General features: G+C 45.4%; 20 protein-coding genes. 9 read left to right on the top strand and 11 right to left on the bottom strand.

The window, feature by feature from the left end:
• On the top strand, positions 1 to 2,685 hold the full coding sequence (locus K2Y18_01455; GenBank protein MBX9804400.1) for a hypothetical protein: 2,685 nt from the start codon (positions 1 to 3) through the stop codon (positions 2,683 to 2,685).
• A 29-nt stretch (positions 2,686 to 2,714) separates the two neighbouring features.
• Here the strand turns inward: K2Y18_01455 and K2Y18_01450 are convergent, their stop codons facing one another.
• Together K2Y18_01450 and K2Y18_01445 are read right to left on the bottom strand one after the other, a co-directional pair.
• Positions 2,715 to 3,263, bottom strand: coding sequence for an ActR/PrrA/RegA family redox response regulator transcription factor (locus K2Y18_01450; GenBank protein MBX9804399.1), 549 nt, complete (start codon positions 3,261 to 3,263; stop codon positions 2,715 to 2,717).
• 91 nt (positions 3,264 to 3,354) lie between these two features.
• The gene (locus tag K2Y18_01445; protein MBX9804398.1) at positions 3,355 to 4,275 is read right to left on the bottom strand and encodes a hypothetical protein; all 921 of its coding nucleotides are present in this window, start codon (positions 4,273 to 4,275) and stop codon (positions 3,355 to 3,357) included.
• 650 nt (positions 4,276 to 4,925) lie between these two features.
• Between K2Y18_01445 and K2Y18_01440 the strand changes: the two genes are divergently transcribed.
• The 4 genes from K2Y18_01440 to K2Y18_01425 all read left to right on the top strand — a co-directional run bounded on the left by K2Y18_01440 (position 4,926) and on the right by K2Y18_01425 (position 7,862).
• Positions 4,926 to 5,561, top strand: coding sequence for an SCO family protein (locus K2Y18_01440; GenBank protein MBX9804397.1), 636 nt, complete (start codon positions 4,926 to 4,928; stop codon positions 5,559 to 5,561).
• Positions 5,562 to 5,758: 197 nt separating this feature from the next.
• Positions 5,759 to 6,319, top strand: a complete 561-nt coding sequence (locus K2Y18_01435; GenBank protein MBX9804396.1) for a DUF882 domain-containing protein — start codon at positions 5,759 to 5,761, stop codon at positions 6,317 to 6,319.
• Between the two features lie 92 nt (positions 6,320 to 6,411).
• The gene (locus tag K2Y18_01430; GenBank protein ID MBX9804395.1) at positions 6,412 to 7,425 is read left to right on the top strand and encodes an SPFH/Band 7/PHB domain protein; all 1,014 of its coding nucleotides are present in this window, start codon (positions 6,412 to 6,414) and stop codon (positions 7,423 to 7,425) included.
• Entirely contained in the window at positions 7,422 to 7,862 is a 441-nt protein-coding gene (locus tag K2Y18_01425; GenBank protein MBX9804394.1) for an NfeD family protein, read from the top strand. Before K2Y18_01430 ends, K2Y18_01425 begins: the two co-directional genes overlap by 4 nt.
• Positions 7,863 to 7,893: 31 nt before the next feature.
• Here the strand turns inward: K2Y18_01425 and K2Y18_01420 are convergent, their stop codons facing one another.
• Genes K2Y18_01420 through ccmC form a run of 6 tightly spaced genes read right to left on the bottom strand, consistent with a single transcriptional unit; the run spans position 7,894 to position 12,875 of the window.
• Positions 7,894 to 8,604, bottom strand: coding sequence for a pirin family protein (locus tag K2Y18_01420; protein ID MBX9804393.1), 711 nt, complete (start codon positions 8,602 to 8,604; stop codon positions 7,894 to 7,896).
• A gap of 55 nt (positions 8,605 to 8,659) precedes the next feature.
• Positions 8,660 to 9,322: an HAD family hydrolase gene (locus K2Y18_01415; GenBank protein MBX9804392.1), complete on the bottom strand. Its 663-nt coding sequence runs from the start codon at positions 9,320 to 9,322 to the stop codon at positions 8,660 to 8,662.
• Between the two features lie 2 nt (positions 9,323 to 9,324).
• Complete coding sequence (gene ccsA, locus K2Y18_01410) at positions 9,325 to 11,565, bottom strand: cytochrome c biogenesis protein CcsA (GenBank protein ID MBX9804391.1); 2,241 nt, start codon at positions 11,563 to 11,565, stop codon at positions 9,325 to 9,327.
• The gene (ccmE, locus tag K2Y18_01405; GenBank protein ID MBX9804390.1) at positions 11,562 to 11,996 is read right to left on the bottom strand and encodes a cytochrome c maturation protein CcmE; all 435 of its coding nucleotides are present in this window, start codon (positions 11,994 to 11,996) and stop codon (positions 11,562 to 11,564) included. Before ccmE ends, ccsA begins: the two co-directional genes overlap by 4 nt.
• Positions 11,980 to 12,132, bottom strand: coding sequence for a heme exporter protein CcmD (gene ccmD, locus K2Y18_01400; protein MBX9804389.1), 153 nt, complete (start codon positions 12,130 to 12,132; stop codon positions 11,980 to 11,982). The genes ccmE and ccmD overlap by 17 nt, the downstream gene beginning before the upstream one ends.
• Entirely contained in the window at positions 12,132 to 12,875 is a 744-nt protein-coding gene (gene ccmC / locus K2Y18_01395; protein ID MBX9804388.1) for a heme ABC transporter permease CcmC, read from the bottom strand. The genes ccmD and ccmC overlap by 1 nt, the downstream gene beginning before the upstream one ends.
• A gap of 176 nt (positions 12,876 to 13,051) precedes the next feature.
• On the opposite strand from ccmC, the gene K2Y18_01390 reads away from it, so the two are divergent.
• A complete protein-coding gene (locus K2Y18_01390; GenBank protein ID MBX9804387.1) occupies positions 13,052 to 14,026 on the top strand; it encodes a hypothetical protein in 975 nt (324 codons plus the stop codon).
• Here the strand turns inward: K2Y18_01390 and K2Y18_01385 are convergent.
• From K2Y18_01385 to K2Y18_01375, 3 genes are all read right to left on the bottom strand, one after another.
• Positions 14,012 to 14,647 carry a heme exporter protein CcmB gene (locus K2Y18_01385; protein ID MBX9804386.1) on the bottom strand — a complete coding sequence of 212 codons (636 nt, stop codon included), beginning with the start codon at positions 14,645 to 14,647 and terminating at the stop codon, positions 14,012 to 14,014. The two genes, K2Y18_01390 and K2Y18_01385, sit on opposite strands and share 15 nt — an antisense overlap.
• Complete coding sequence (gene ccmA, locus K2Y18_01380) at positions 14,640 to 15,218, bottom strand: heme ABC exporter ATP-binding protein CcmA (protein MBX9804385.1); 579 nt, start codon at positions 15,216 to 15,218, stop codon at positions 14,640 to 14,642. Before ccmA ends, K2Y18_01385 begins: the two co-directional genes overlap by 8 nt.
• A gap of 76 nt (positions 15,219 to 15,294) precedes the next feature.
• On the bottom strand, positions 15,295 to 16,347 hold the full coding sequence (locus K2Y18_01375) for a hypothetical protein (GenBank protein MBX9804384.1): 1,053 nt from the start codon (positions 16,345 to 16,347) through the stop codon (positions 15,295 to 15,297).
• A gap of 303 nt (positions 16,348 to 16,650) precedes the next feature.
• On the opposite strand from K2Y18_01375, the gene K2Y18_01370 reads away from it, so the two are divergent.
• From K2Y18_01370 to K2Y18_01360, 3 genes are all read left to right on the top strand, one after another.
• Positions 16,651 to 17,532 carry a glycine--tRNA ligase subunit alpha gene (locus K2Y18_01370; protein ID MBX9804383.1) on the top strand — a complete coding sequence of 294 codons (882 nt, stop codon included), beginning with the start codon at positions 16,651 to 16,653 and terminating at the stop codon, positions 17,530 to 17,532.
• Between the two features lie 2 nt (positions 17,533 to 17,534).
• Positions 17,535 to 19,607, top strand: coding sequence for a glycine--tRNA ligase subunit beta (gene glyS, locus K2Y18_01365; GenBank protein ID MBX9804382.1), 2,073 nt, complete (start codon positions 17,535 to 17,537; stop codon positions 19,605 to 19,607).
• Between the two features lie 358 nt (positions 19,608 to 19,965).
• Entirely contained in the window at positions 19,966 to 20,739 is a 774-nt protein-coding gene (locus tag K2Y18_01360) for a hypothetical protein (GenBank protein ID MBX9804381.1), read from the top strand.
• Positions 20,740 to 20,819: the final 80 nt, after the last annotated feature.

Below are 20,819 nucleotides of genomic sequence, written 5' to 3'. Positions count from 1 at the left end.
ATGACTGATTTTGCTTTTCTAGAAGTTTTAAGGGTCATAACTGGAGGGTTGTCAGGTGAGCCTCAGCTAGGACCCCGGGTTACGTTTCCAATGGAGGTAGAAGCGAAACGGCGTGAAGTTGTTCACGGTGAATTTGACAAGCCTTTCCTGAATATTAGCAGTTATGAAAAGGATATTGTTCCTATCGGTGTATTTCCCAGACCTTGGGTTGTTGATGAGAAAATGGCCGAGGGAATGGTTCCAGAGCTCTTGCAAAGTACGTTAAAAGACGCATTTGAATCCTTCAAAGGCAAAGCAGATGGTTTGTTTCAAGAGAATGTAGCTCCCATTGATCAGGTTCTTATTCATACGGGTTATCGTTTCTATTCATGGGGAAGCCAAAGCTATGAAAGCCTGAAAAGGTCTCTATTAGGGGATTTTCAAATTGCACAAGGTGATTTTATAAAGCGCCTTGAGAGATTTGAATATCTGCAAGCGTTACGACAAGCGAATCGATGGACTGATATTGGGTTTGATCGCTTGCGAGCCCATGTAATGCGCCTAGAAGCCGTTAGGGCTGCAGAACTCATAACAAAAGAAGATAGAATAAAAATTAATGGGACTATGGGACAGTTCTTAGTGAATAGTGAAAGAGAGCTTTACTTTTGGTGGACACGGTCTCTTGGGCTTCGATCGCTTTATGATTTGATGCACTATATTGTAGATGATTGTCGGGTGATTCAATACCAAAGAAATACAGGCGGTGAGAAAAGCCCTTTTGAAACTCAATATGCGACTTGGAGTCTTGACGCTTTATATTTAGAACTTCAAGCCGCCTTTCATACAGAATCGTGCGCTCAACGGGTGAATCTTGGTCGATCTTCAAGGGTCCAAGAATATATCGCTAATACTGTTGCTGATTATTTTGCTGATGCTAAGGATCCTCGATCTTTTTCAGAGCTGGTTGCCATTGCTCAAAGGAGGGTAGAGGAAGACTATGAATCGTTAAAAGAATATGTTGAGCAGCCCGCCCTCTCAGATCGTGAAAGAGCAGAGAAGTTTGCTGAAGCGGTTCGTAAAGATCACTTCTTTATGGCCAAACAACTTGCTCTTAATGGAAGGCTTGCAAAAGAAAGCTACCCTTGGGAGGAAGAAGTCAATTTCTTGGATACCTATAAAGTTCTGTTGACCACACTCTTTCAGATCCAAAACAAATTATTTATTTGGAAATTCAAAATAGCCCATCGATTGAAAACTCAACGTAATGATTCTTTAGAGCAATTATTTAACGCCATTGATGAGGCGGAGTATAGTGCCTTTCAAGAACGTTCTCGGTTGAAATTTGTCTATCAAAAAGAAGTTCACGCCAGAATTAATGGACAAGCGGGGTATTGGAATCAATTAAAAACCTCAGCTAAAGAAAAGGTGCGAGATTATCTATTTACAGGAGAGTTCTTTGATAAAACTCCATGTTTCAGTGATGCTGTGACAGAAGTCCGTGGGCATATTGGGATTTATACGGGGTATATGCGTAAGGCACAAAGTTTGTTAGGAGAGGTGGATGATCGTGAGTTGCGATCCTCTCAGGGGCATCTCGAGGTATCCCCTCTTCATGAGGAACCAACTGATTCTCGTATTGGATTGGTGCCCAGTGTTCCCCTATTAACGCCTCGATCATCTGCTCTTGGGGATTTTGAGCCAGATCGCTCTAGTGATATTGATAAAATTGACCTTCAAACCTACCAAAGATTTTACAATCCTGAGGAATATCTTGATCTTGTGTTAACAGCCCTGTTTGAGGAAGATAAAAGAATTGGCCCTGCCATTATAAACTGTAGCGAGAATTGCTCACAACAAGACTCCAATTGGGACTGGAAACGTGAAAAAACAGAGCTAAAAAGATTTAGGAAAATTTTGAAGATGATTGATGGTTTAGCAGATGTTTCAGAAGGCTATCGTGCTGCCCTAAAGCAGGAATGGATTGAAAGCTTTAGAAAGAAGGTCGTCACAGATTTTAGTGCCTATCTCAGTCAATCGTCGAGTTGGGTTGGATTGAAAGGACTTCAAGATTCAATTCATCTCGTTACGAAGAGTGCAGCTCGTAAAGTAGGGCGGGCAATAGAGGGCAAATCACTCATCAATGTTGTCGATAATTATAGGGATCCAAAATTTCAAATTATCTTTGGCGAACGATTAAGGTGGCGAGGGAGTGGTGTATCGCCCTTGGGTGAAAAGGGTGTTGATCAGGAGCAAAAAATATTTACGATTGATGATTATTTTAGTTATGTAGACAGCTATAGATTTGAAACCGAGCCTCATATTGCCGCTGTTATCATAGATTACCAACAACAAGTCGAAGAGGACAAACCTCAGTGGGCCTGGGATAAGGAAAGAGAAGAATTAGTTTGGTACTGCCAAAAATGGGAGAGCCTCAACGGTTTCGCTGAGACTGAACCAGAGCTGAATAAAGCTTTGCTTGCAAGCTTTCGCACAAAAGTGATCTCGGATCATAGCGCCTATTTATCAAGCCTTGATGTCAGCTATGCACAACAGGGCCAAATTATGATGAGTAAAGCCTGGAGCAGTTTGTGGCGAAAAGGCTCGCGGGTTCTACAATTCCAGTCGCCCATAAACAATGCCGATGACTTTAGAAGTCCTGAATTCAAAGCGCGGTTTGAGAAGAAGCAAGGTGGGGGTATTGATTAGGTTATAGGATTTAAGAAAAAGTTTTCACCTTAACCGCGTGGCGCGTGCTTGGCCAAAATGCGCTGGAGAGTCCGGCGGTGCATTTTCAATTGGCGCGCTGTCTCTGACACATTATTTCCGCATTCTGTGAAGATGCGTTGAATATGTTCCCACTTAACGCGGTCAGGAGACATTGGGTTGGTTGGCGGTGGCGGAAGGTCAGGTCCCATATTCATCAAGGTGCGTTCTATAGCATCCGCATCGGCCGGTTTTGGCAAATAATCAGTGGCGCCATGCTTAATGGCTGTGACGGCGGTGGCGATGTTCCCATAACCGGTTAAGACAATGACGCGGGCTTTATCGTTGGCGGCATGGATTTCATCAACCACTTCAAGACCGGATCCGTCCCCTAATTTCAAATCAACGATGGCGTAGTTGGGGACATTCCATTTTATGGAAGCGCGGGCCTGAGCGATGCTGTCTGCCGTGGACACAGTGAAGCCGCGTTTGGCCATTGTTTTGGCGAGGCGTTCGCGTAACGGCGCATCATCATCGATGATAAGAAGTGATTTTTCGAGGGTACAGTCGGTTTGAGACATGGTTTCATTCCTCTCTTGGATCTTTCAGGCCCCTTTCCAAAACAGGCCTTAAGTGGTTAAAAAAATCTAATTCTCTTAAACTGTTGCTATCCTAATCCTTCTTTTCAAAATTCACAACCCGGATACTTCCAGGCCACTTTATCAAACAGCGAGCACCGTCGTCATTTGAAAAATGTACTTCACCTTGTCGCTGCGACAATAAAGTCTTTGCAATATAGACGCCAAGACCCATATGGCCACCTTTTCGGCCTCCTTCGACCTTCGATTCTTTGTTGCCATGAGGCTTTGGTTCTCCAAGGCGGTGTAAAATCTCCTCCGGATATCCCCGACCATCGTCATGAACGGCGGCTTCAATGTGGTCCTTATCCCATTGTAAGGTAACACGCACCTTAGAGGTTGCAAATTGGAAAGCATTTTGAAGAACGTTGCCCAAACCATGGAGGATATCCGGTGTGACCGTGAAAAGTGGCTCTGGATCTGGTGTCTCTTTAGTAATGATCAGCTCAATGTGAGGCAGTTTATGAGGGCCAGCTGCAAGTTCAATAAGGGCGGATAGGGGCAGCACTTGTTGAGGCTCTTCAGGATCAGGATTCATGCTGCGGGAGAGGTCTTGCAGGATTGTACCACATCTCTCGCTTTGACTGACGATGAGTTGTGCATCTTCCCGCAGAGGGCTATCCGGAGAAAGGGTCGATAAAACGTCTTTAGCCGCTAAAGAAATTGTACTCAAAGGGGAGCCAAGTTCATGGGCAGCAGCAGCAGCAAGAGCGCCAAAAGTGGCCATCCTTTGTTCTTTTGCAAGGGCAAGTTGTGTGACGTTCAAAGCGAGGTTTAGCTGATTTACTTTTTGAGACATCTTCAAGGCGTAAGCTGCAAATGCGAGGAGGAAGATGATAAAGGCAGCAGCGACCATCACGAGGGGAGACAAAGGAACAACAACCGCAGTTTCTTGAGTGCCCATCCAGGGGAGGGGCAAATAAGCTGCAAAGGTTGTTGAAAATAATGAGATCAAATCGCCCCACTGCATGGATTGTTTAAGACGACTAGGGAAGGAATTGAAGATGCGACAAAATCACACATGTTCAGGTTCCTAAAGGGCTTGTTATCAAGAGTTAATTGCATTTTCTTTTTCTTTTCTTATTTGTTGCAAAAATGAGGAGTAGGTTTAAAAATTAAATGCGAGCACTAAAAAGTGAAACGCTAAGTCTTAAACTTGTTTGTATTTGCAATAAAAATTTAAAATACAACTTTCTTTTTATTTTCAGTATTTTAGGCCCTATAAGAACGCTTGTATTTGTTCGTCGTCTTTGGCGTTTTATAGGGGCGGGAAATTAAGCAACCTGCTTTTTTTGTTTTAATTTGTCAGGTTCTTAATTTAAGTGCGACACTAAGACGCATCCCGCTGCCTGTTATATAAACACTATCGAAATTAAAAATCAACACCTTCAGACAATAAAATTGTGGATAAAATTGATTTTTAAAAAATAAATATTTAATTTAAATTATTCAATTATTTATGATGGCAAAATGATCTGCAAATCCGGTATAACAAATATGCTAAAAAGTGTACTTTTTAACTTATTGCCGCATGGGAAATATGCCAAAATTATATAGGGGCATTGGTTGATTGGGTGTGCTAATACTGAATTAGGGAGGTTTGACATGAAAAAACAAAGACTTATCAGCTTGGCAGTGCTTTCTCTAAGTGTGGGCTTGGGGTGTTTTTGGTTGATATATCACCAGCTCAAAGACCAAGCGGTTGTCACCGTTCATGATCAGCCCGGTCAGGGGTTGCCGCAGATCGGGGGAGACTTTACCCTGACCGATCAGCACGGCGCAAGGCGATCCACCTCCGAATTCAGGGGAAAATACCTTCTCATTTATTTTGGGTATAGTTTTTGTCCCGACATTTGCCCGCTTGGACTTGAAAATATGTCGGGTGCTCTAAAAGCTTTGGGGCGGGATCTGGATGACGTGGTGCCAATATTTGTGACGATTGACCCGCAGCGCGACACGGTCGAGAGCCTTAAAATATATGCAACGAACTTTCACACTAAATTTATGATGCTCACAGGAACGTCTCCCGAAATAGATCAGGTCTTAAAAAGTTATAAGGTGTATGCCGCCAAAGCCAAGCCGGATGGAACGATGGCGGATTATTTGATGGATCATAGCACGTTGATTTACCTCATGGATCGTCAAGGACATTTTATGAAATCCTTTCCCCATACGACACCGCCGGACGAATTGGCAAAAGCTGTTTCCGTGATCTTGGCAGGGGAAAAGAAGATCAGATAGTCCTGGTTAGGGCGTTTTCACAGGTTGTGTAACCAAATTTATTCTGTATTGTCTTTCCAAAAATTGACAAATCTGCTGAGTTGTCCTACAATGAAAACAACTGAAACATATAAAAAGGCGTTCGAATGGTGCATCAAAAATCTGCGCAACTTAATGTATCAGAATCATCCATCTTAAGTCGGCGTAATTTTTTGAAAATGGCAAGCGGGGCTGGGATTTCCTTTGCTGTAGCACCAACTCTTTTGATCCCAAAATTATCAGGTGAGACACTGATTGCTCCTCACTCTTTGCTCCCAGTAAAAAAAGGACAAGACTTGTTTTTAAGCTTTTATAATCGTCACACGGGTGAGTCTATCAAGAAGTGTACCTTCTGGGTGGATGGGGATTATGACCTGGCAGCCTTAAAGGATATTAACAAGCTGTTTCGCGATCATCGCACCAACACAATCCATGAGATTGATCGCAACTTGCTGCACATCTTACACAAGGTTCAAAAGAAACTGGAAACGTCTGAAACGTTCCACTTGATTTCAGGATATCGGGATCCAAAAACGAATAAGATGTTGAATTCAAGGAGCCGTGGCGTTGCCAAAGTCAGTCAGCATATTTATGGAAAAGCGGCTGATGTTTATGTCCCCGGACGGACCTTAAAGCAGGTTCAAGGGGCGGCCAAATCTTTGCGCGCTGGCGGGGTTGGGCGTTATACCGAGTTCGTACATGTTGATACGGGACGTGTTCGATATTGGGGCGCTGCATAACAGTATTTTGTAAATCATCATAAATATAAATACAAAAAATCAATAAAACATGGTATAGTTCGCTTGTATAAATAAAGAAAAGGGAAAAAATTATGACTGGTGAAATGATAGCAGGTATTTTTGGATTATTGGCGATTTTGATTGTGGCACGCTCCGTGCGTACCGTCTCCCAAGGATACGAATATACGGTTGAGAGATTCGGCCGCTATACGCGCACACTGTCACCTGGTCTTCACTTGATTGTGCCCATCGTTGACCAAATTGGGGCAAAAATCAATATGATGGAAGCTGTCTTTGATGTGCCTTCCCAAGACGTCATCACGAAAGATAACGCCGCCGTCACGGTAGATGGCATCGTCTTTTATCAGGTGTTGGATGCTGCAAAAGCTGCTTATGAAGTGGCCAATCTCAGTAATGCGATTCTTAACTTAACCATGACAAATATTCGTACCGTGATGGGGTCGATGGATTTGGACGAGCTGCTTTCTCACCGTGAAAAGATAAATGCACGCCTCTTGACCGTTGTTGATGAAGCGACCTCACCTTGGGGAACGAAGGTGACGCGTATTGAGATTAAAGACATTAAGCCGCCTCGAGATTTGATTGATTCCATGGGCCGACAGATGAAGGCGGAGCGTGATAAGCGCGCGTTGATTCTGGAAGCCGAAGGTGAACGTCAAGCCTCAATTTTGGCCGCCGAAGGTGATCGTCAAGCCCGTATTCTAAAAGGGGAAGGGATGAAGCAATCTATGATTTTGGAAGCGGAAGGACGCCGTGAATCCGCCCAACGAGATGCGGAAGCGCGTGAGCGTTTGGCTCAAGCAGAAGCGAAAGCGACAACAGATGTTTCTGTTGCGATTAACAAAGGGTCCGTTCAAGCCATTAATTACTTCGTAGCGCAAAAATACGTCGAGGCATTGCATGCTTTTGCCAATTCACCCAACCAAAAGATGTTGTTGATGCCCATGGAAGTATCTTCCGTGATTGGCTCTATCGCTGGCATTGCGGAAGTTGCAAAGGAAGCATTTTCTTCGCAAAAGCAAGAAGCGACACCTTCAAGCAAAAAACCGAGAAGTAGCGTTCCTTCCTTAGGAGAATCCGCATGATGTTAGCGTATTGGCACTGGGTCGTTTTGGGTTTTGGCTTAATAGCCTTAGAAGTCATGGCTCCCGGCGCCTTCTTCCTTTGGGTGGGGATAACAGCTCTCATTCTTGGCGGGCTTACATTTTTATTCCCCCTCATTCCTGTCGCTGCGCAATTGGCGATGTTTGGCGCGTTGGCTCTTTTGGTTACAATATTGGGACGTAAGTTTGTTCGCTTTCAAGGAAGTTCTGAGACACCATCGACCCTTAATCGTCGAGGACAACAGTATGTGGGACAGACCATCGTGTTGGATGTTCCAATCGAAAATGGACAAGCGCATGTAAACGTTGCCGACTCAAAATGGCGCATTAAAGGACCAGATCTTCCCGCTGGATCCATCGTCAAAGTTGTGGGTGTTGAGGGCATTATGTTGGTTGTGGAAAAGAAGACAAAATCTTAGACCTATGATCTTGGCGGTTCCTTGATCAAGATTACTCGGCTGAGGCAGCCATATCAAAAATCAAGATCTCTGCCGTCTCATCTGCTACAAATTCAAGGGATGGTTCATTGACAATCTGAGCCCCATCTCCTTGAGTCAATTCATGTTCCCCTATGAAAACGGACCCTCGAGCCACTTGAATCCATAGCATTCTTCCATGGTTGGTCGGAAAAAAGAAGGATTTTCCCTGCCATAAATCAAGAACATAGAGTGTGACGTCTTGATGAATGATGAGGCTCTCCTCTTGTCCTGTCGGGGAGGCAAGCATGGTGAGATGATTGGGTGTACGTATGTTTGAAAAATTCTTTTGTTGATACGAGGGGGTCAGTCCTTCTTGGTCAGGTCGAACCCATATTTGTAAGAGATGTGTGGGGTGCTCTTGTGAGGGGTTGAATTCACTATGGGTAATGCCAGACCCTGCCCGCATCAATTGTACTTCTCCCGGCTTAATGACAGAACCTGTGCCTAAAGAATCTTTATGTTCTACGGCGCCTTCCAAAACGTAAGTAATGATCTCCATATCCTTGTGGGAATGCGCTCCAAAACCCTCTCCGGGGACAATCTTATCATCATTGATGACCCGCAAAGTTCCGAACCCCATATGTTCTGAATCATAATAGGCTCCAAAGCTAAAAGTATGTTTGCTGTCGAGCCACGGCGCTTTCGTGGAACCGCGCTCAGAACCTCTTCGAATCGTAATCATCGTGCCCCTCAATCCTCTTTTTTAGGATTCTACAAGATGATGTCTAAACTTCTGGTTAACGCAAAACCCCACGAATCATCTGGTTTAACGTCTCGGGCGTGTTTGCAACATCATCTGCCCCATGCGCGCGTAAAATCGCTTCATCATGGTAGCCCCAGGAAACGCCGATGGCTTTGACGCCCGCACTCTTTGCCATGGCCATATCCATCAACGTATCTCCGATCATAACAGCCTTTTCGGGCTGAGATTCCATCTCCTTCAAAACACAATTGAGCTTGTCAGGATGCGGTTTTCCTCGATAGCCTCGGTCAATGAGATCTTGATCAGATCGAATGGTTTGAAAGTAAGAATCTATCTTGTGGTGACGGATCAAAGACAAAATCGGCCTTAAGGACCGAGACGTCACTATCGACAAGACAAAATCCTTGTTCAAGTCCTTCAAAAGATCTTGAATTCCTTCATATAGCGGCATGCCTGAGGGGTCATCACAAATCAGGTCGTCGGTCATTCCATATATGGTGAGGAGATGTTTCTTGAAGCTTTCCCTATCTCCCCAACCGTCAAAAATTATTTGGGGGGACGGATTGCCAAAAACCGTGTCCATATCTTCGTGTGACGGAATCTTTAAGCCCTCTTGGGCGCTATGTAATTTTAGAGCTTTGTAATAGATATTCCGACTATCGGCAAGTGTTCCATCAAAATCGAAGGCGCAAAGCATTGTTAATCTCCCTTTTGTGTCTTTTGACGATTCTTATGGAGGAAGAGCCCGAAAATCAATAGGAAAATGGCCCACGGACCAAACCACAAAACGGAAGTGGACCAATCTTTGCGTGGGGTGATGATCACTTGAGGGCCATATTGAGCGCTTAAAGATTTCATGATTTGATCGTCCGATTGGCCTTGTTTTAAGGCGTCTCGAATATCCCGTCGCACCTGAATGGCTGCTTCAACGGGGGAGCCATCAACGAGTTGACCTTGACAAGTTGGGCATAAAATCACTTGACTCAAAGCCCGTGCGCGCTCTTCTAGATCGGGATTCGCGAGTTGCTCATGGGCGTCTATGCATATGGTTGGCTGCAAGAGAATCATCATCATAGGGAATACCCTTTTCAAGGTTCGGAATCTTTTGCGAGAAGCCAAGATCCCGCCAAATACCATAAGAAGAATCCCAATCCACAACAAATTGATGAAGGGTTTGTAATAGGCGTGGATGCTCCATTTTTTGCCTTCATATGCTTCACCAAGCGTTACATAAATATGGTGCAATCTCCCGAATCCAACGGAGCGAATCGCGGACTCTCCATGAATCACCCCTTGCGTCCAGTACAAGCGTTTCTCAGGCGTGAGAAGAGGACCATCTGGATTGATTTTAAGGATAGCGCGTTGCGCCTTGTAATTTGGACCATCCTTGTCGATGACGTTAAGAAGAGTGAGAGAGACTGGACCAACGGCAACTTTATCACCAACTTTAACAACGGTAATGAGCTCTTTTTCGCCTAAGCTCGATCCCACCATTCCCAGAATCGCTACCCCCATGCCAAGGTGGGCAAAAATAGTGCCTGAGAGTATTTTCTTTTTCTTAATGGCGTATGCCACTGTTGCCAAAATCGACCAGACGGCGCCCATGAATGCGGCAAGTCCGAGGACATGGCACACCCCAAAACCATAATACGCAACAAGAACACTGAGGAAGGTCAAACACACAATAGGCAGAAGCCATTTTGAGGAGGAGGGGCTAAGTCCTTGACCCGCCCAGCTATACCACAAGCCCAAGCCCAGAAGGACGAGCAAGGGCAACATCATGGGTACAAAAGTCGCATTGAAATAAGGAGCACCCACCGTAATTTTGAGACCAAATGTTTCTAAAATCAGCGGGTAAAGGGTGCCAAGCGCAATGGTTGCCGTACCTGTCACCAGAATCAAGGTCATCATGAGAATAAGACCTTGCCTTGAAGCGGGTGTTGTTGGGATGGGTGAACGCATCTCTTTCAAACGCCAGAGGAAGAGGCCAAGGGCTGGCAACATCAAGAAGGAGGACAGGATGAGAATGAACGCGCCGCGTTCCGGATCAACAGCAAAGTTATGTACGGAGGTCAGAAGGCCGGATCGCACCAAAAACGTGCCGAACAGACATAAAGCAAATGTTAAAATGCTCAAGAATAGGGTCCATAACCGAAGGGATTTTGTGACCGCTAAAGTACATACCGCATGCACCAAAGCGGTGGCTGTGAGAAAGGGCATGAGCGCGGCATTCTCCACAGGATCCCAGAACCACCAACCGCCCCATCCCAGCTCGTAGTAGGCCCAATAACTTCCAAGACCAACCCCAAGAGTAAGGAATGTCCAGGCAACCAGTACCCAGGGGCGCATGAGAGACGCGAAAGTCTCAGGCATTTTGCCATGAATTAACGTTGCCACAGAAAAAATGAACGGGACTGAAAAGCCTGCATAGCCGGCGTAAAGAATGGGGGGGTGAATCGCTAAGCTTGGGTCTTGAAGAAGGGGATTCAAATCCTGACCTTCCAACGGGATAGGGTCTGCAATCGCAAAGGGGTCGCAAGCCATCACCACAAAGAGAAGGAACCCAAAATTCATCAACCCCATGAGGGGTATCGCGAGGGAATAGGGAGCATCAATGCCTTTGACTTGTCGTGCAACAACCGCTCCATAGACGACAAGAATCAAAACCATGAGGAGCATCGACCCTTCGTGATTTCCCCAAACGCCGGAAATTTTGTACAGCAACGGTTTGGCGGTATGGGAATGCTGGACCACGGACAAAAGTGAGAATTGATCCGTCACGTGAGCATAAGTGAGCAGCATAAAGGCGCTGAACAGAAAGAGAGCTTGTCCATAGGCAAGGCGATGGGGGGCATCGAGGCGAGCGGGTCCAAAAGCTTGAAAGCCCGCCAACACCAAAGCAATCCCGAGGAGGGCTTGACCTGCATAGCCGAATATCATGAGCGATTCTCCGCTGGTCGCCAACGACCATTTTCTTTCAGCTTTTCGGCAATTTCTTTCGGCATATAATTTTCGTCATGTTTGGCCAACAGATGGGTGGCTTGAAACACCCCATTCACCCAAACGCCTTGTGCCACGACACCTTGTCCCTCTCGAAAAAGATCCGGCGCAATGCCTTTATAAGCAACCGGAATGGTGTGTTTATCGTCCGTGACCTTAAAAGTGATGAGAAGGTCCTGTCGGTTGAGACTGCCTGCTACAACCAATCCCCCTAAGCGAATGGTTGTCTTCGGGTTCTTCGCCACCACATCGGACGGCATCATAAAAAATAAGAGATGATCATTCAGCGATGTCAGCACCACAAGGGTGGCGCCTCCGAGAAACAAGGCAATGAGAGATAAATACCAAAAACGCCTATGCTTCGGCTTCATCAGACTTCCACTTTCCCAAGTCACTCATGGCTTTGCGGTCGGCCTGAAAACTCCATAACGTGAGAAGCATGAGAGTGATGAGCGTAACGGCAAAAGCCCCAAGGATATAAGGCATATGGGGAGAAGTCAAATCCATCACGCTGCTTCCTTTTTTTGGGGTCTCTTGGTTCTGCGAATTTGAAGCGCCTCGATTTTGCGACGGGTTAGCTCTGTTCGAAAGCGAAGGATCGCAATCGCCAATCCATAAGACGCAAAGGCGACGGCCATGCACAAGAGAGGGGCAAGCATCGACCAATGAATGGCCGGCTTTGCGAAGCGTAACAAACTTGCCGGTTGATGAAGGGTGTACCACCAATCGACAGACCATTTTATGATGGGTACATTAACCCACCCCACAAGCGCGATGACAGCTCCTGCGGATAATCCCTTCTCCTCATCTTCGAACATATGAACCAGCACCCAATATCCGAAATACAAAAAGAGGAGGAACAGCATGGATGTTAGACGCGCATCCCATACCCACCAAGCCCCCCAGGTCGGCTTTCCCCAGATGGAACCTGTTGCGAGGCTAATCATCGTAAATGCCATGCCAACCGGGGCAATCGCCTTTGTCATGATATGGCATATCGGGGCTCGCGTCACAAAACCCCAGCCACTCAAAATGGCCATGACCGTATAAGCACATAAGGCTCCCCAGGAAGCGGGCACATGAACATACATGATACGTACGCTTTCTCCTTGTTGATAATCAGCCGGAGAAAAGACTAGGGCCAGAAGAAGACCAGAGAGGCCAAAAATGGCCGCTGTGCCTGTGGCCCAAGGGAGAAGGGCTTGTGCCCTCATCAGAAGAGAAGTGGGATGCGAAAAGTGTTGTGTCATACCCCATCTATGCCAAAATTTTAAGGGAATTGCTAGAGCTTTCCGTTAGCGAGAAAATGAATTTAAAATTCTAAAAATTGACCTAACCCCATATTTTCGATACCGTAAACTTGATTTTTAAATCATAGGAGGTCACGATTTCAAATTCATTGCAAATCTGTTTTGGGGAAAGCGCCATGGGGTCTATGATCCAGGCCGGATATGCGCCGGTCATCGCTTTTGCTCAAGGGTTTCATGGGCCTCTCCATGATTTAGATAGCTATGAGGGCTATGAAAAAGCCTTTCAGGGTTTTCTGGAAGGGATGCATCATTACATAGGGAGAGAGGACATTACTCATTGGATAGAGGCTTTAGGTTCTATACCTTTATTTAGTTATCGGGATGGGACGAGCCCCTCAACACCTCTTCCAAGTTCGGAATTTATCCGTCTTATGAATGTTCATGATAAAGTGATTGTCTGGGTATCTTTGGGATTTCATGAGAACCTCCTCCTTGCTTTTTTGATCCGTCTTTTCACTTTGTATTCTTTGCCGATTGAAAAAATAATGGTGAAAAGAAGTGAGACCCAAATCATCAACGGGAAGGCCGAGGATGTTATAAGTTGGGGGGTTATTTCACCGCAAGGAATGAAAGAATCCCCTCTTCCAAAAACGCTCGATCATGACGAAATAGAGTTGCTCATCAAGGGATGGGAAGCCATAACATCCACGAACCCTGCAAGTATTGAAGCATATCTTGCTATCCCACACACGACGCAGTTTCAAAGAGGGTTTCGGGATTTTCAAAAACGACGCCCTTCTTCAAATTCGGGGTTAACGCGTTGCCAGACCGAATTGCTGGAAGCCTATCCTCTGGAGACCCCTTCTGTGAAGGCAAACTTTCTTATCGGCACTGTCATGGGGAACCAAAAACACCTGGATAGGATGAATGATTTAGATTTATATTGGAATTTAGCATCGCTTACAGATCTTCATGCCCAAAGGCCCGCTTTTATCAGTACGGACGCCGATACAAGAGAACATCGGGTCGCTCTCACGGAATACGGGCGGCTTTTACGCGATGGCAAAGCCAATTGGCAAGAGGATAACCCTGTGGATTATTATGTTGGGGGTCTTCACATTCATTCCACACCGACATCATCGCAAGGTTAAACGTAAAGCAAACGGGCAGGCGATCAAGGATAAGGCAACACTCATAAATGAGAGACCGCACTGGATCGCAAAGTAAGAAGTCATGCCAGCGGTTGGATCCGCCACGGCTGCCATGCTCACGATCATCATGGGGATCCCAAGGGGGAGGGTTAGGAGGGGCAATAGAATTGAACAACTGCTCTTACAGTTGAGACACAACGCACTTGCGATGGCCCCGAGGAAGGTTAGAGACAAGGTTGTCATCCCCACCCCTAAAACAAGCGGAAGGGATCCAAAGCTGGTGATGAGGCCGACGATCATCGTGAGGGGGAGCCCAAGGCGAATCCAATGGGCAAGGATTTTGACAAACACATAACCTTCTAAATAGGTATTCTGACTCATCCGCCATTCAAGGGTGCCATCCTCCCAGTCTTCGCGAAAGAGTTGGTCAAGGCTCAAGCTGATGACACCGTAGCTCAACCCCATTAAGAGCGTGGGCAAAAAGGTTTGCCACATACTTGGATGGTTGGAGGACAAAACGCCAAAGGCGACGATCAGACTCAAGAATACCAGCAAAACGTGGGCAACCGCTTGAGGGGTCAGCTTCAGCTCTTCATATATTTGTCGCCCGATATTATTCATCAAGAGTCACCACGGTTGCTTCAGGTAAAGGAACAGAGGTATGAGATGTTAAGACACAAGCGCCGCCTGCGGTGAGATGCGCCTCAAGGGTAGACCAGAATTGCGCGGTTGCGGCCGCATCAAGGTGGGTAGTTGGCTCATCTACTAACCAGAGTTTAGCACCCGATAAAGGCAGCCGTGCCAGGGCAATTTGACGTCTTTGTCCGACAGATAAGGTGCGCACTTCCCGATCCTGTAGTGGCAACAAATCCCTGGTCCGTAAGGTTGTTGTCACTTGATCAAGAGTAGCGCTGGTTTGCTGGAGAAGATTTTGGTAAACAGTGAGACGTGGTTTCAAAGCATTTAAATGCCCCACATAGCTTGTGGTTATGTCAGGTGATTTGATGATTCCCGGATAGGCATCCGGAATCCCAGCCAAACAGCGAAGGAGCGTCGTCTTGCCGGATCCATTAGGGCCCTTTATAACAACCAGTTGGCCAGCCATTACTTCAAATGACAAATTCTCAAATAAATGTCTTCCGCCTTTTATTTGGGTAAAGTTTGCAACGGCCAGGAGGGGAAGTTCAGTCATGGAATTCAGTATATCCAACTTCCCCGATGGCGTAAACCTGGGGAGTCAGAACAAGTCAATCTTAACTTTCTTAACCCTAGTCATCATCGATGGCGAAAATCTCCTTAAAGGCGCTGACAACATAATCCTGAAGGACTTCAGGCTTAATATTAGAGGCCATGTCTTGAACCGCGAGTTTTCGGTCAGATACGTCAACTAATTTGGCACGATGACCTCTATTATTGATGATAAGACGCGCCCAAGATATCAAGTGCTTTTCTGAGGGTGCCATGAGGTCAAAGTTTTTAAAATACTTCGCATTTTCTGGCTTCTTGGGAATATCCCTCACGACAGGATCTTGCAGCAAGCCGCCCAAATTTCCGCCCACGATATCTTTCACAGTCTCCTTATTACCAGCATTACGTGTCACATAAGCGATGGCTAGTTTATTGAATCGTTCGAGGTTACTGAGGCCAGCTCCTTTGTAAACTACGAATGGGACTTCCTGCGTTCTTTGAATGATGATGTCTGCATACTCAGTATTTTCTATAGCTTCCAATATGCCAGCATAAATATGGACATCATTTTTCGCTCTCCCCCACATGTATAGATCGCAGATAAACTTTTTCTCTTTTGCTCGTACAGCAGTTGAAGTGAGAAGTTTATATATTTCGCCAAGATAACGGTCAGACTCTTTACCATCAACCTCTTGCCATTCTTTCAGAAGTCTCCAAATCTCTTTAAGGCCTTCCGTCTCTAAAGGGTGTTTCAAATGGAGGATTGCTAACGCATAGTTCCCTCGAAATTCGGGATCCTTTTCTGTCGGATTCAAATCAAATATACGAAACCATTTTAGGCATTCAGGGTTCTTTAAGTCGGAAAGACAAAATGCAAGAGCGCTACATGCATAGGGATTCTTCTCAGAGGCAATTTTTCGCAGTTCCTTTACTTGCTCCTCCAAGGACAAATGTTTGCATCGATGCCAAACATTATGGGCAGCAGAGGCATCTCCTTCCTTTGCAAGGTTAAGGAGTTTTTCACGAAATTTAACTTCTGGTAAGGTTCTTAAATTGGGGTCGACACAAAATTCCTTAAATTTCTGAGAAGCATTCGGAAGTTGAATGAGGACACGTTTTTCAGTTGAATCCATTCCACTAATGCTGGAAGACAATATAAAAAGCATGGAGAAAGAAAGGCAGACCAGTACGTTGAAAAGTCTCCGATTGATGTGGGGTATATGGTTCATTTTAGCAACCTCCAGAAGAAATTTTTGGAATTTATTTACCTTTGAAAATATATAAAAATGCTAAAATGTCAAGAAAAGATCCATTTTCTCAAGGAAATTTGCTCAAGTTGATTTAATAAATTCAATATTTGGATTCTCCTTGACCCTTATCCTCCGCTTGACTAGGTTAAAAGGAAGTACAACAGCTACTCGAACTCGAGGTTTAAGATGGCATCAAAGCCGAAGTCATTTCAGCAAATAATCCTGGATTTACAACAGTATTGGGCCAATTGGGGATGTGCGATTTTGCAACCTTACGATGTTGAAGTGGGGGCGGGGACCTTTCACCCAGCCACGACGTTGCGGGCGCTTGGACCTGAGACTTGGAATGCTGCTTACGTGCAACCCTCCCGCCGCCCCACCGATGGGCGCTATGGGGAAAATCCAAATCGCACCCAGTATTATTACCAATTTCAAGTCATCATGAAACCTGGTCCCAGCGACTGCCAACAACTCTATTTAGATAGTTTGAAATATCTTGGGATCGATATTGAAAATCATGATATTCGATTTGTGGAAGATGACTGGGAGAGTCCAACCTTGGGTGCTGCTGGCTTGGGGTGGGAAGTCTGGTGTGACGGTATGGAAATCAGTCAGTTTACGTACTTTCAACAAGTGGGCGGCATTGAGTGCGCCGTCGTGCCTGTTGAAATTACTTATGGTTTAGAACGCGTTGCCCTAAATGTTCAAAATGTGGATGACTTCTTTTTATTGGATTGGAACGGTGCGGATGGGGACAAAAAGCTCACCTACAAGGATGTCTCTCGGCGCGGCGAGATCGAGTTTTCTGCTTATAACTTTGTCCATGCTGATACGACCCTTTTGCTCCAGCATTTTAAAGACGCTGAACAAGAATGCACCGCGTTATTGAAGCTGAACCTGGCTTTGCCAGCTTATGATCAATGTATCAAGGCCAGCCATTTGTTTAACCTTCTGGATGCTCGGGGTGTGATTAGTGTAACCGAACGCGCAAGCTATATCGGGCGTGTGCGAACATTAGCCAAGGGTTGTTGTGACATATGGGTCAACACGACCCAGGAGGGCGCGTAACCATGGCTGAATTTTTCCTTGAAATCTTTTCCGAAGAAATTCCAGCGCGCATGCAACTTCGGGCAAGTGATGATTTAAAGAAAATATTGGAAGATGAACTTAAAGCCCGTGGCCTCACCTTTTCTGGAATAGAGACTTTTGTTACGCCACGGCGATTGGTGGGCGTTGTAAGAGACTTAATAGAAGCAACGAAAGGCACCATAGAAGATCGTAGGGGCCCCAAAGTTGGGGCACCAGAAGGCGCGATTCAAGGGTTTCTAAAAGCAGCTGGGACAACCTTAGAGGCTTGCGAACAACGGGACGGCTATTACTATGCCCGCATTGAAACGCAATCCCAGCAGACTCAAGATGTTTTGCCAGAAATCGTTCAAGCTGTATTTTCAAAAATTGTTTGGCCGAAGTCCATGTTTTGGGCGTTGGAAGGGGGGGCCAAATCCCAATTCTGGGTCCGCGCTGTGCGCTCTGTGATCACCCTATTTGGGGGTAAAGTTTTGTCTTTTGAATTGCCGACCATGGGGCTTGTTACGGGTAATACAACCCAAGGTCATCGGTTCTTGAAGCCAGACGTGTTTGAGGTTTCATCGTTTGCCGATTATCAAGCAAAATTGGAAAAGGCCTTTGTGATTTTAGACCATCAAGTTCGCCAAACCCTTATTTGGGAAGGCCTGGAAGCCTCGGCCCATCAAAAGGGGCTTCATGTTCAGCCGGATCAAGGTCTACTTCAAGAGGTGGCCGGATTGGTGGAGTATCCTGTTCCGCTTTTGGGGAAAATCGAGTCCCAGTTCATGAGTCTGCCGCCGGCGGTTTTATCCACGTCCATGCGGGTCCATCAAAAATATTTTACCGTCATGGATAAGGACGGCAAGATTGCCCCTTACTTTGGCGTCATTGCCAATACAAAAGGGGCTGATGGTGGAACGAAAATGATTGCGGGCTATGAGCGGGTATTGCGGGCGCGCTTAAGTGATGCGGCATTCTTCTTTGATCATGATGTAAAAATACCGTTGGAAGAGTTTTCAAGGCGTCTCAACACCATCGTCTTCCAAGCGAAACTTGGAACTCTTGACCAGAAATGCGCCCGCCTAAAAATACTGATGACCGCTCAAGGAGCTCCAGACGCAGAGACGCGTGCCGCTACCTTGGCAAAGGCAGATTTGCTCACTTCCATGGTTGGTGAATTTCCGGAACTTCAAGGGGTAATGGGGGAGATATATGCAACCGCCCAAGGCGAATTTCCTGATGTCGCGGCAGCTATACGTGAACATTATCAGCCTCAAGGGCCCAATGATTCTTGTCCCAGTGCCCCCTTGAGCATCGCCTTGGGGTTGGCGGATAAGCTGGATTCTTTGATCGGGTTCTTTGGCATTGGTGAAGAACCGACTGGATCCAAGGATCCATTTGCTTTGCGTCGTGCGGCCTTGGGAATCATACGGTTGATCCGTGAGAATGACTTGGAAAAGCTTCAACTAGAACCTTTATGTGATGCGGCGGTTCTTGGCTATACGAATCAAGGCATTTCTTTGAAGGCTGATTTGACGAAAACTGTTCTCGATTTTATTATCGACCGCTTGAAAGTGGCTTTACGCGCTGAGGGCATTCGCCATGATTATGTCACAGCCGTGACTGAGGGCAGCCGGGAAGACTATAGCCATGATAACATCTGGGTCATTACAAATCGCGCAAAAGCCTTACAAGATCTTGTTGAAACGAAGGATGGTCAAGCATTGCTCGCTGGGTTCCGACGTGCCAATGGGATCCTGCAGGAGGAACAGAAAAGAGATAGCATACAATATACAGGTGGCCAGTATAATGATACTTTACCTTCTCAACCTCAGGAATTAAATCTTTACAAGAGGTTAGAGAAAATTCACATAACTCGAGCAGAAGCTTTAAAGACCCATGATTATGTTAAACTCATGAGAGAGTTAGCCGCCTTGAGGCCAGAAGTTGATGCCTTCTTTGAGCTGAAGATCAATGATGAAGATCCTAAAGTGCGTCAGAATCGCTTGCAACTTTTAGGTAAATTTGTAACGGAAACATCACTGGTTGCAGATTTTTCTAAGATCGAGGGGTAGGAGACGCCGGGTGTCGCTGACGAGGCTAGGGGATCGTTGGTAAAGGTTAGATAAGAGCTGTTATTCAACAAAGCGCAAGGGAAGTGAAGATCGGTACTCACTATTCTGTGCTACCTATTTGAATGACTCTTCATAACTTCATTACGAATGTAATATTCCCTATAAATTATTATATTGTGATCTAATAGCCACAATAGTAATAAAAGGTTCTTTCTCAATAAATGAGTGTTTCAGCTAATGTTCTGGTGAAGTACGATCATTTCTTCTAATCACTAACCCTCTTTACAAAGGGTATAATCATTCTTAAGCTAATTATAGAAACTTTTAGTATAATTTTAGTTTATTGATGGGGGTCCTTATGAATCGTAAATTATCACTTATTGTAGCAGCCTTGTGTGGATATGGAATGGTGGAGACTGCGCAAGCCACCCCTTGCCCAAAACTTGTGGAATTTTATGCAGGCGTGTCAGGGGGTATTGAACAGCTTAGTGGATTTCACAGTGATAGCTTTGCCGTCAATGCTGCGCCAGAAGAAAATAGAGTGTTTGCCGATAAATCTTCATTTCCTTCATCGAATAAGGGGACAGTTATCACTGGGATGACAGGTATTCTTTGGAACATTCCAACTCTACCTTTTTATTTAGCCCCTGAAATCTATATTGGGAAAGGCGATAGAGAATCTACATTTAGAGTTAATTATGTGGATAACTTTCCAGTTCCAGCCGATAACAGAACCTATAGCTCATTATTGCAAAGAAAGTCATTTTATGGAGCTTTGTTGAAAGCAGGCTATAAATTTTACCAAACTTACACGGTCTATATATCTGCGGGTCTTGATGTTGGTAATTTCTCCATAACACGGTCAATGACAAAAGATGTGGGTATCCCCGACACGAATACATCTACGGTTCGAACAAACAAGAGTTTCACAGGGTTGTTGTGGGGGATTGGCTTTGAAAAGCAGATGGGATCTTTCAAAGTAAGCTTGGATTTCAAAGGCGTAAATTATGGAAGAAAGAATTTTGTTGATGCCATTACAACAACCAATGGAACGCCGGGGCTAACGACACTCGGTTATACAGCCAAACCAAAAATTTATGCCGGATCAATTGGATTTGCTTATTTGTTCTAGCCTTTAGGAGGAGGAAAGAGCCTGGAATGGCTCTTTTCTTAAACTTAAATTCAAAAAACTTTGTTTTACAGTTATGTTAA

Source organism: Alphaproteobacteria bacterium (assembly GCA_019746225.1).
Taxonomy (GTDB): Bacteria; Pseudomonadota; Alphaproteobacteria; order Paracaedibacterales; family VGCI01; genus VGCI01.
The sequence above is the reverse complement of the archived record's forward strand: the minus strand, read 5'-3'. Positions and strand labels throughout refer to the sequence as shown.

Bases quoted from the DNA above. Each gene is read 5' to 3' on its own strand.
- K2Y18_01455 (MBX9804400.1), top strand. From the start codon at position 1: ATGACTGATTTTGCTTTTCTAGAAGTTTTAAGGGTCATAACTGGAGGG.
- K2Y18_01450 (MBX9804399.1), bottom strand. From the start codon at position 3,263: ATGTCTCAAACCGACTGTACCCTCGAAAAATCACTTCTTATCATCGAT.
- K2Y18_01440 (MBX9804397.1), top strand. From the start codon at position 4,926: ATGAAAAAACAAAGACTTATCAGCTTGGCAGTGCTTTCTCTAAGTGTG.
- K2Y18_01435 (MBX9804396.1), top strand. From the start codon at position 5,759: ATGGCAAGCGGGGCTGGGATTTCCTTTGCTGTAGCACCAACTCTTTTG.
- K2Y18_01430 (MBX9804395.1), top strand. From the start codon at position 6,412: ATGACTGGTGAAATGATAGCAGGTATTTTTGGATTATTGGCGATTTTG.
- K2Y18_01425 (MBX9804394.1), top strand. From the start codon at position 7,422: ATGATGTTAGCGTATTGGCACTGGGTCGTTTTGGGTTTTGGCTTAATA.
- K2Y18_01420 (MBX9804393.1), bottom strand. From the start codon at position 8,604: ATGATTACGATTCGAAGAGGTTCTGAGCGCGGTTCCACGAAAGCGCCG.
- K2Y18_01415 (MBX9804392.1), bottom strand. From the start codon at position 9,322: ATGCTTTGCGCCTTCGATTTTGATGGAACACTTGCCGATAGTCGGAAT.
- ccsA (MBX9804391.1), bottom strand. From the start codon at position 11,565: ATGATATTCGGCTATGCAGGTCAAGCCCTCCTCGGGATTGCTTTGGTG.
- ccmE (MBX9804390.1), bottom strand. From the start codon at position 11,996: ATGAAGCCGAAGCATAGGCGTTTTTGGTATTTATCTCTCATTGCCTTG.
- ccmD (MBX9804389.1), bottom strand. From the start codon at position 12,132: ATGGATTTGACTTCTCCCCATATGCCTTATATCCTTGGGGCTTTTGCC.
- ccmC (MBX9804388.1), bottom strand. From the start codon at position 12,875: ATGACACAACACTTTTCGCATCCCACTTCTCTTCTGATGAGGGCACAA.
- K2Y18_01390 (MBX9804387.1), top strand. From the start codon at position 13,052: ATGGGGTCTATGATCCAGGCCGGATATGCGCCGGTCATCGCTTTTGCT.
- K2Y18_01385 (MBX9804386.1), bottom strand. From the start codon at position 14,647: ATGAATAATATCGGGCGACAAATATATGAAGAGCTGAAGCTGACCCCT.
- ccmA (MBX9804385.1), bottom strand. From the start codon at position 15,218: ATGACTGAACTTCCCCTCCTGGCCGTTGCAAACTTTACCCAAATAAAA.
- K2Y18_01375 (MBX9804384.1), bottom strand. From the start codon at position 16,347: ATGGATTCAACTGAAAAACGTGTCCTCATTCAACTTCCGAATGCTTCT.
- K2Y18_01370 (MBX9804383.1), top strand. From the start codon at position 16,651: ATGGCATCAAAGCCGAAGTCATTTCAGCAAATAATCCTGGATTTACAA.
- glyS (MBX9804382.1), top strand. From the start codon at position 17,535: ATGGCTGAATTTTTCCTTGAAATCTTTTCCGAAGAAATTCCAGCGCGC.
- K2Y18_01360 (MBX9804381.1), top strand. From the start codon at position 19,966: ATGAATCGTAAATTATCACTTATTGTAGCAGCCTTGTGTGGATATGGA.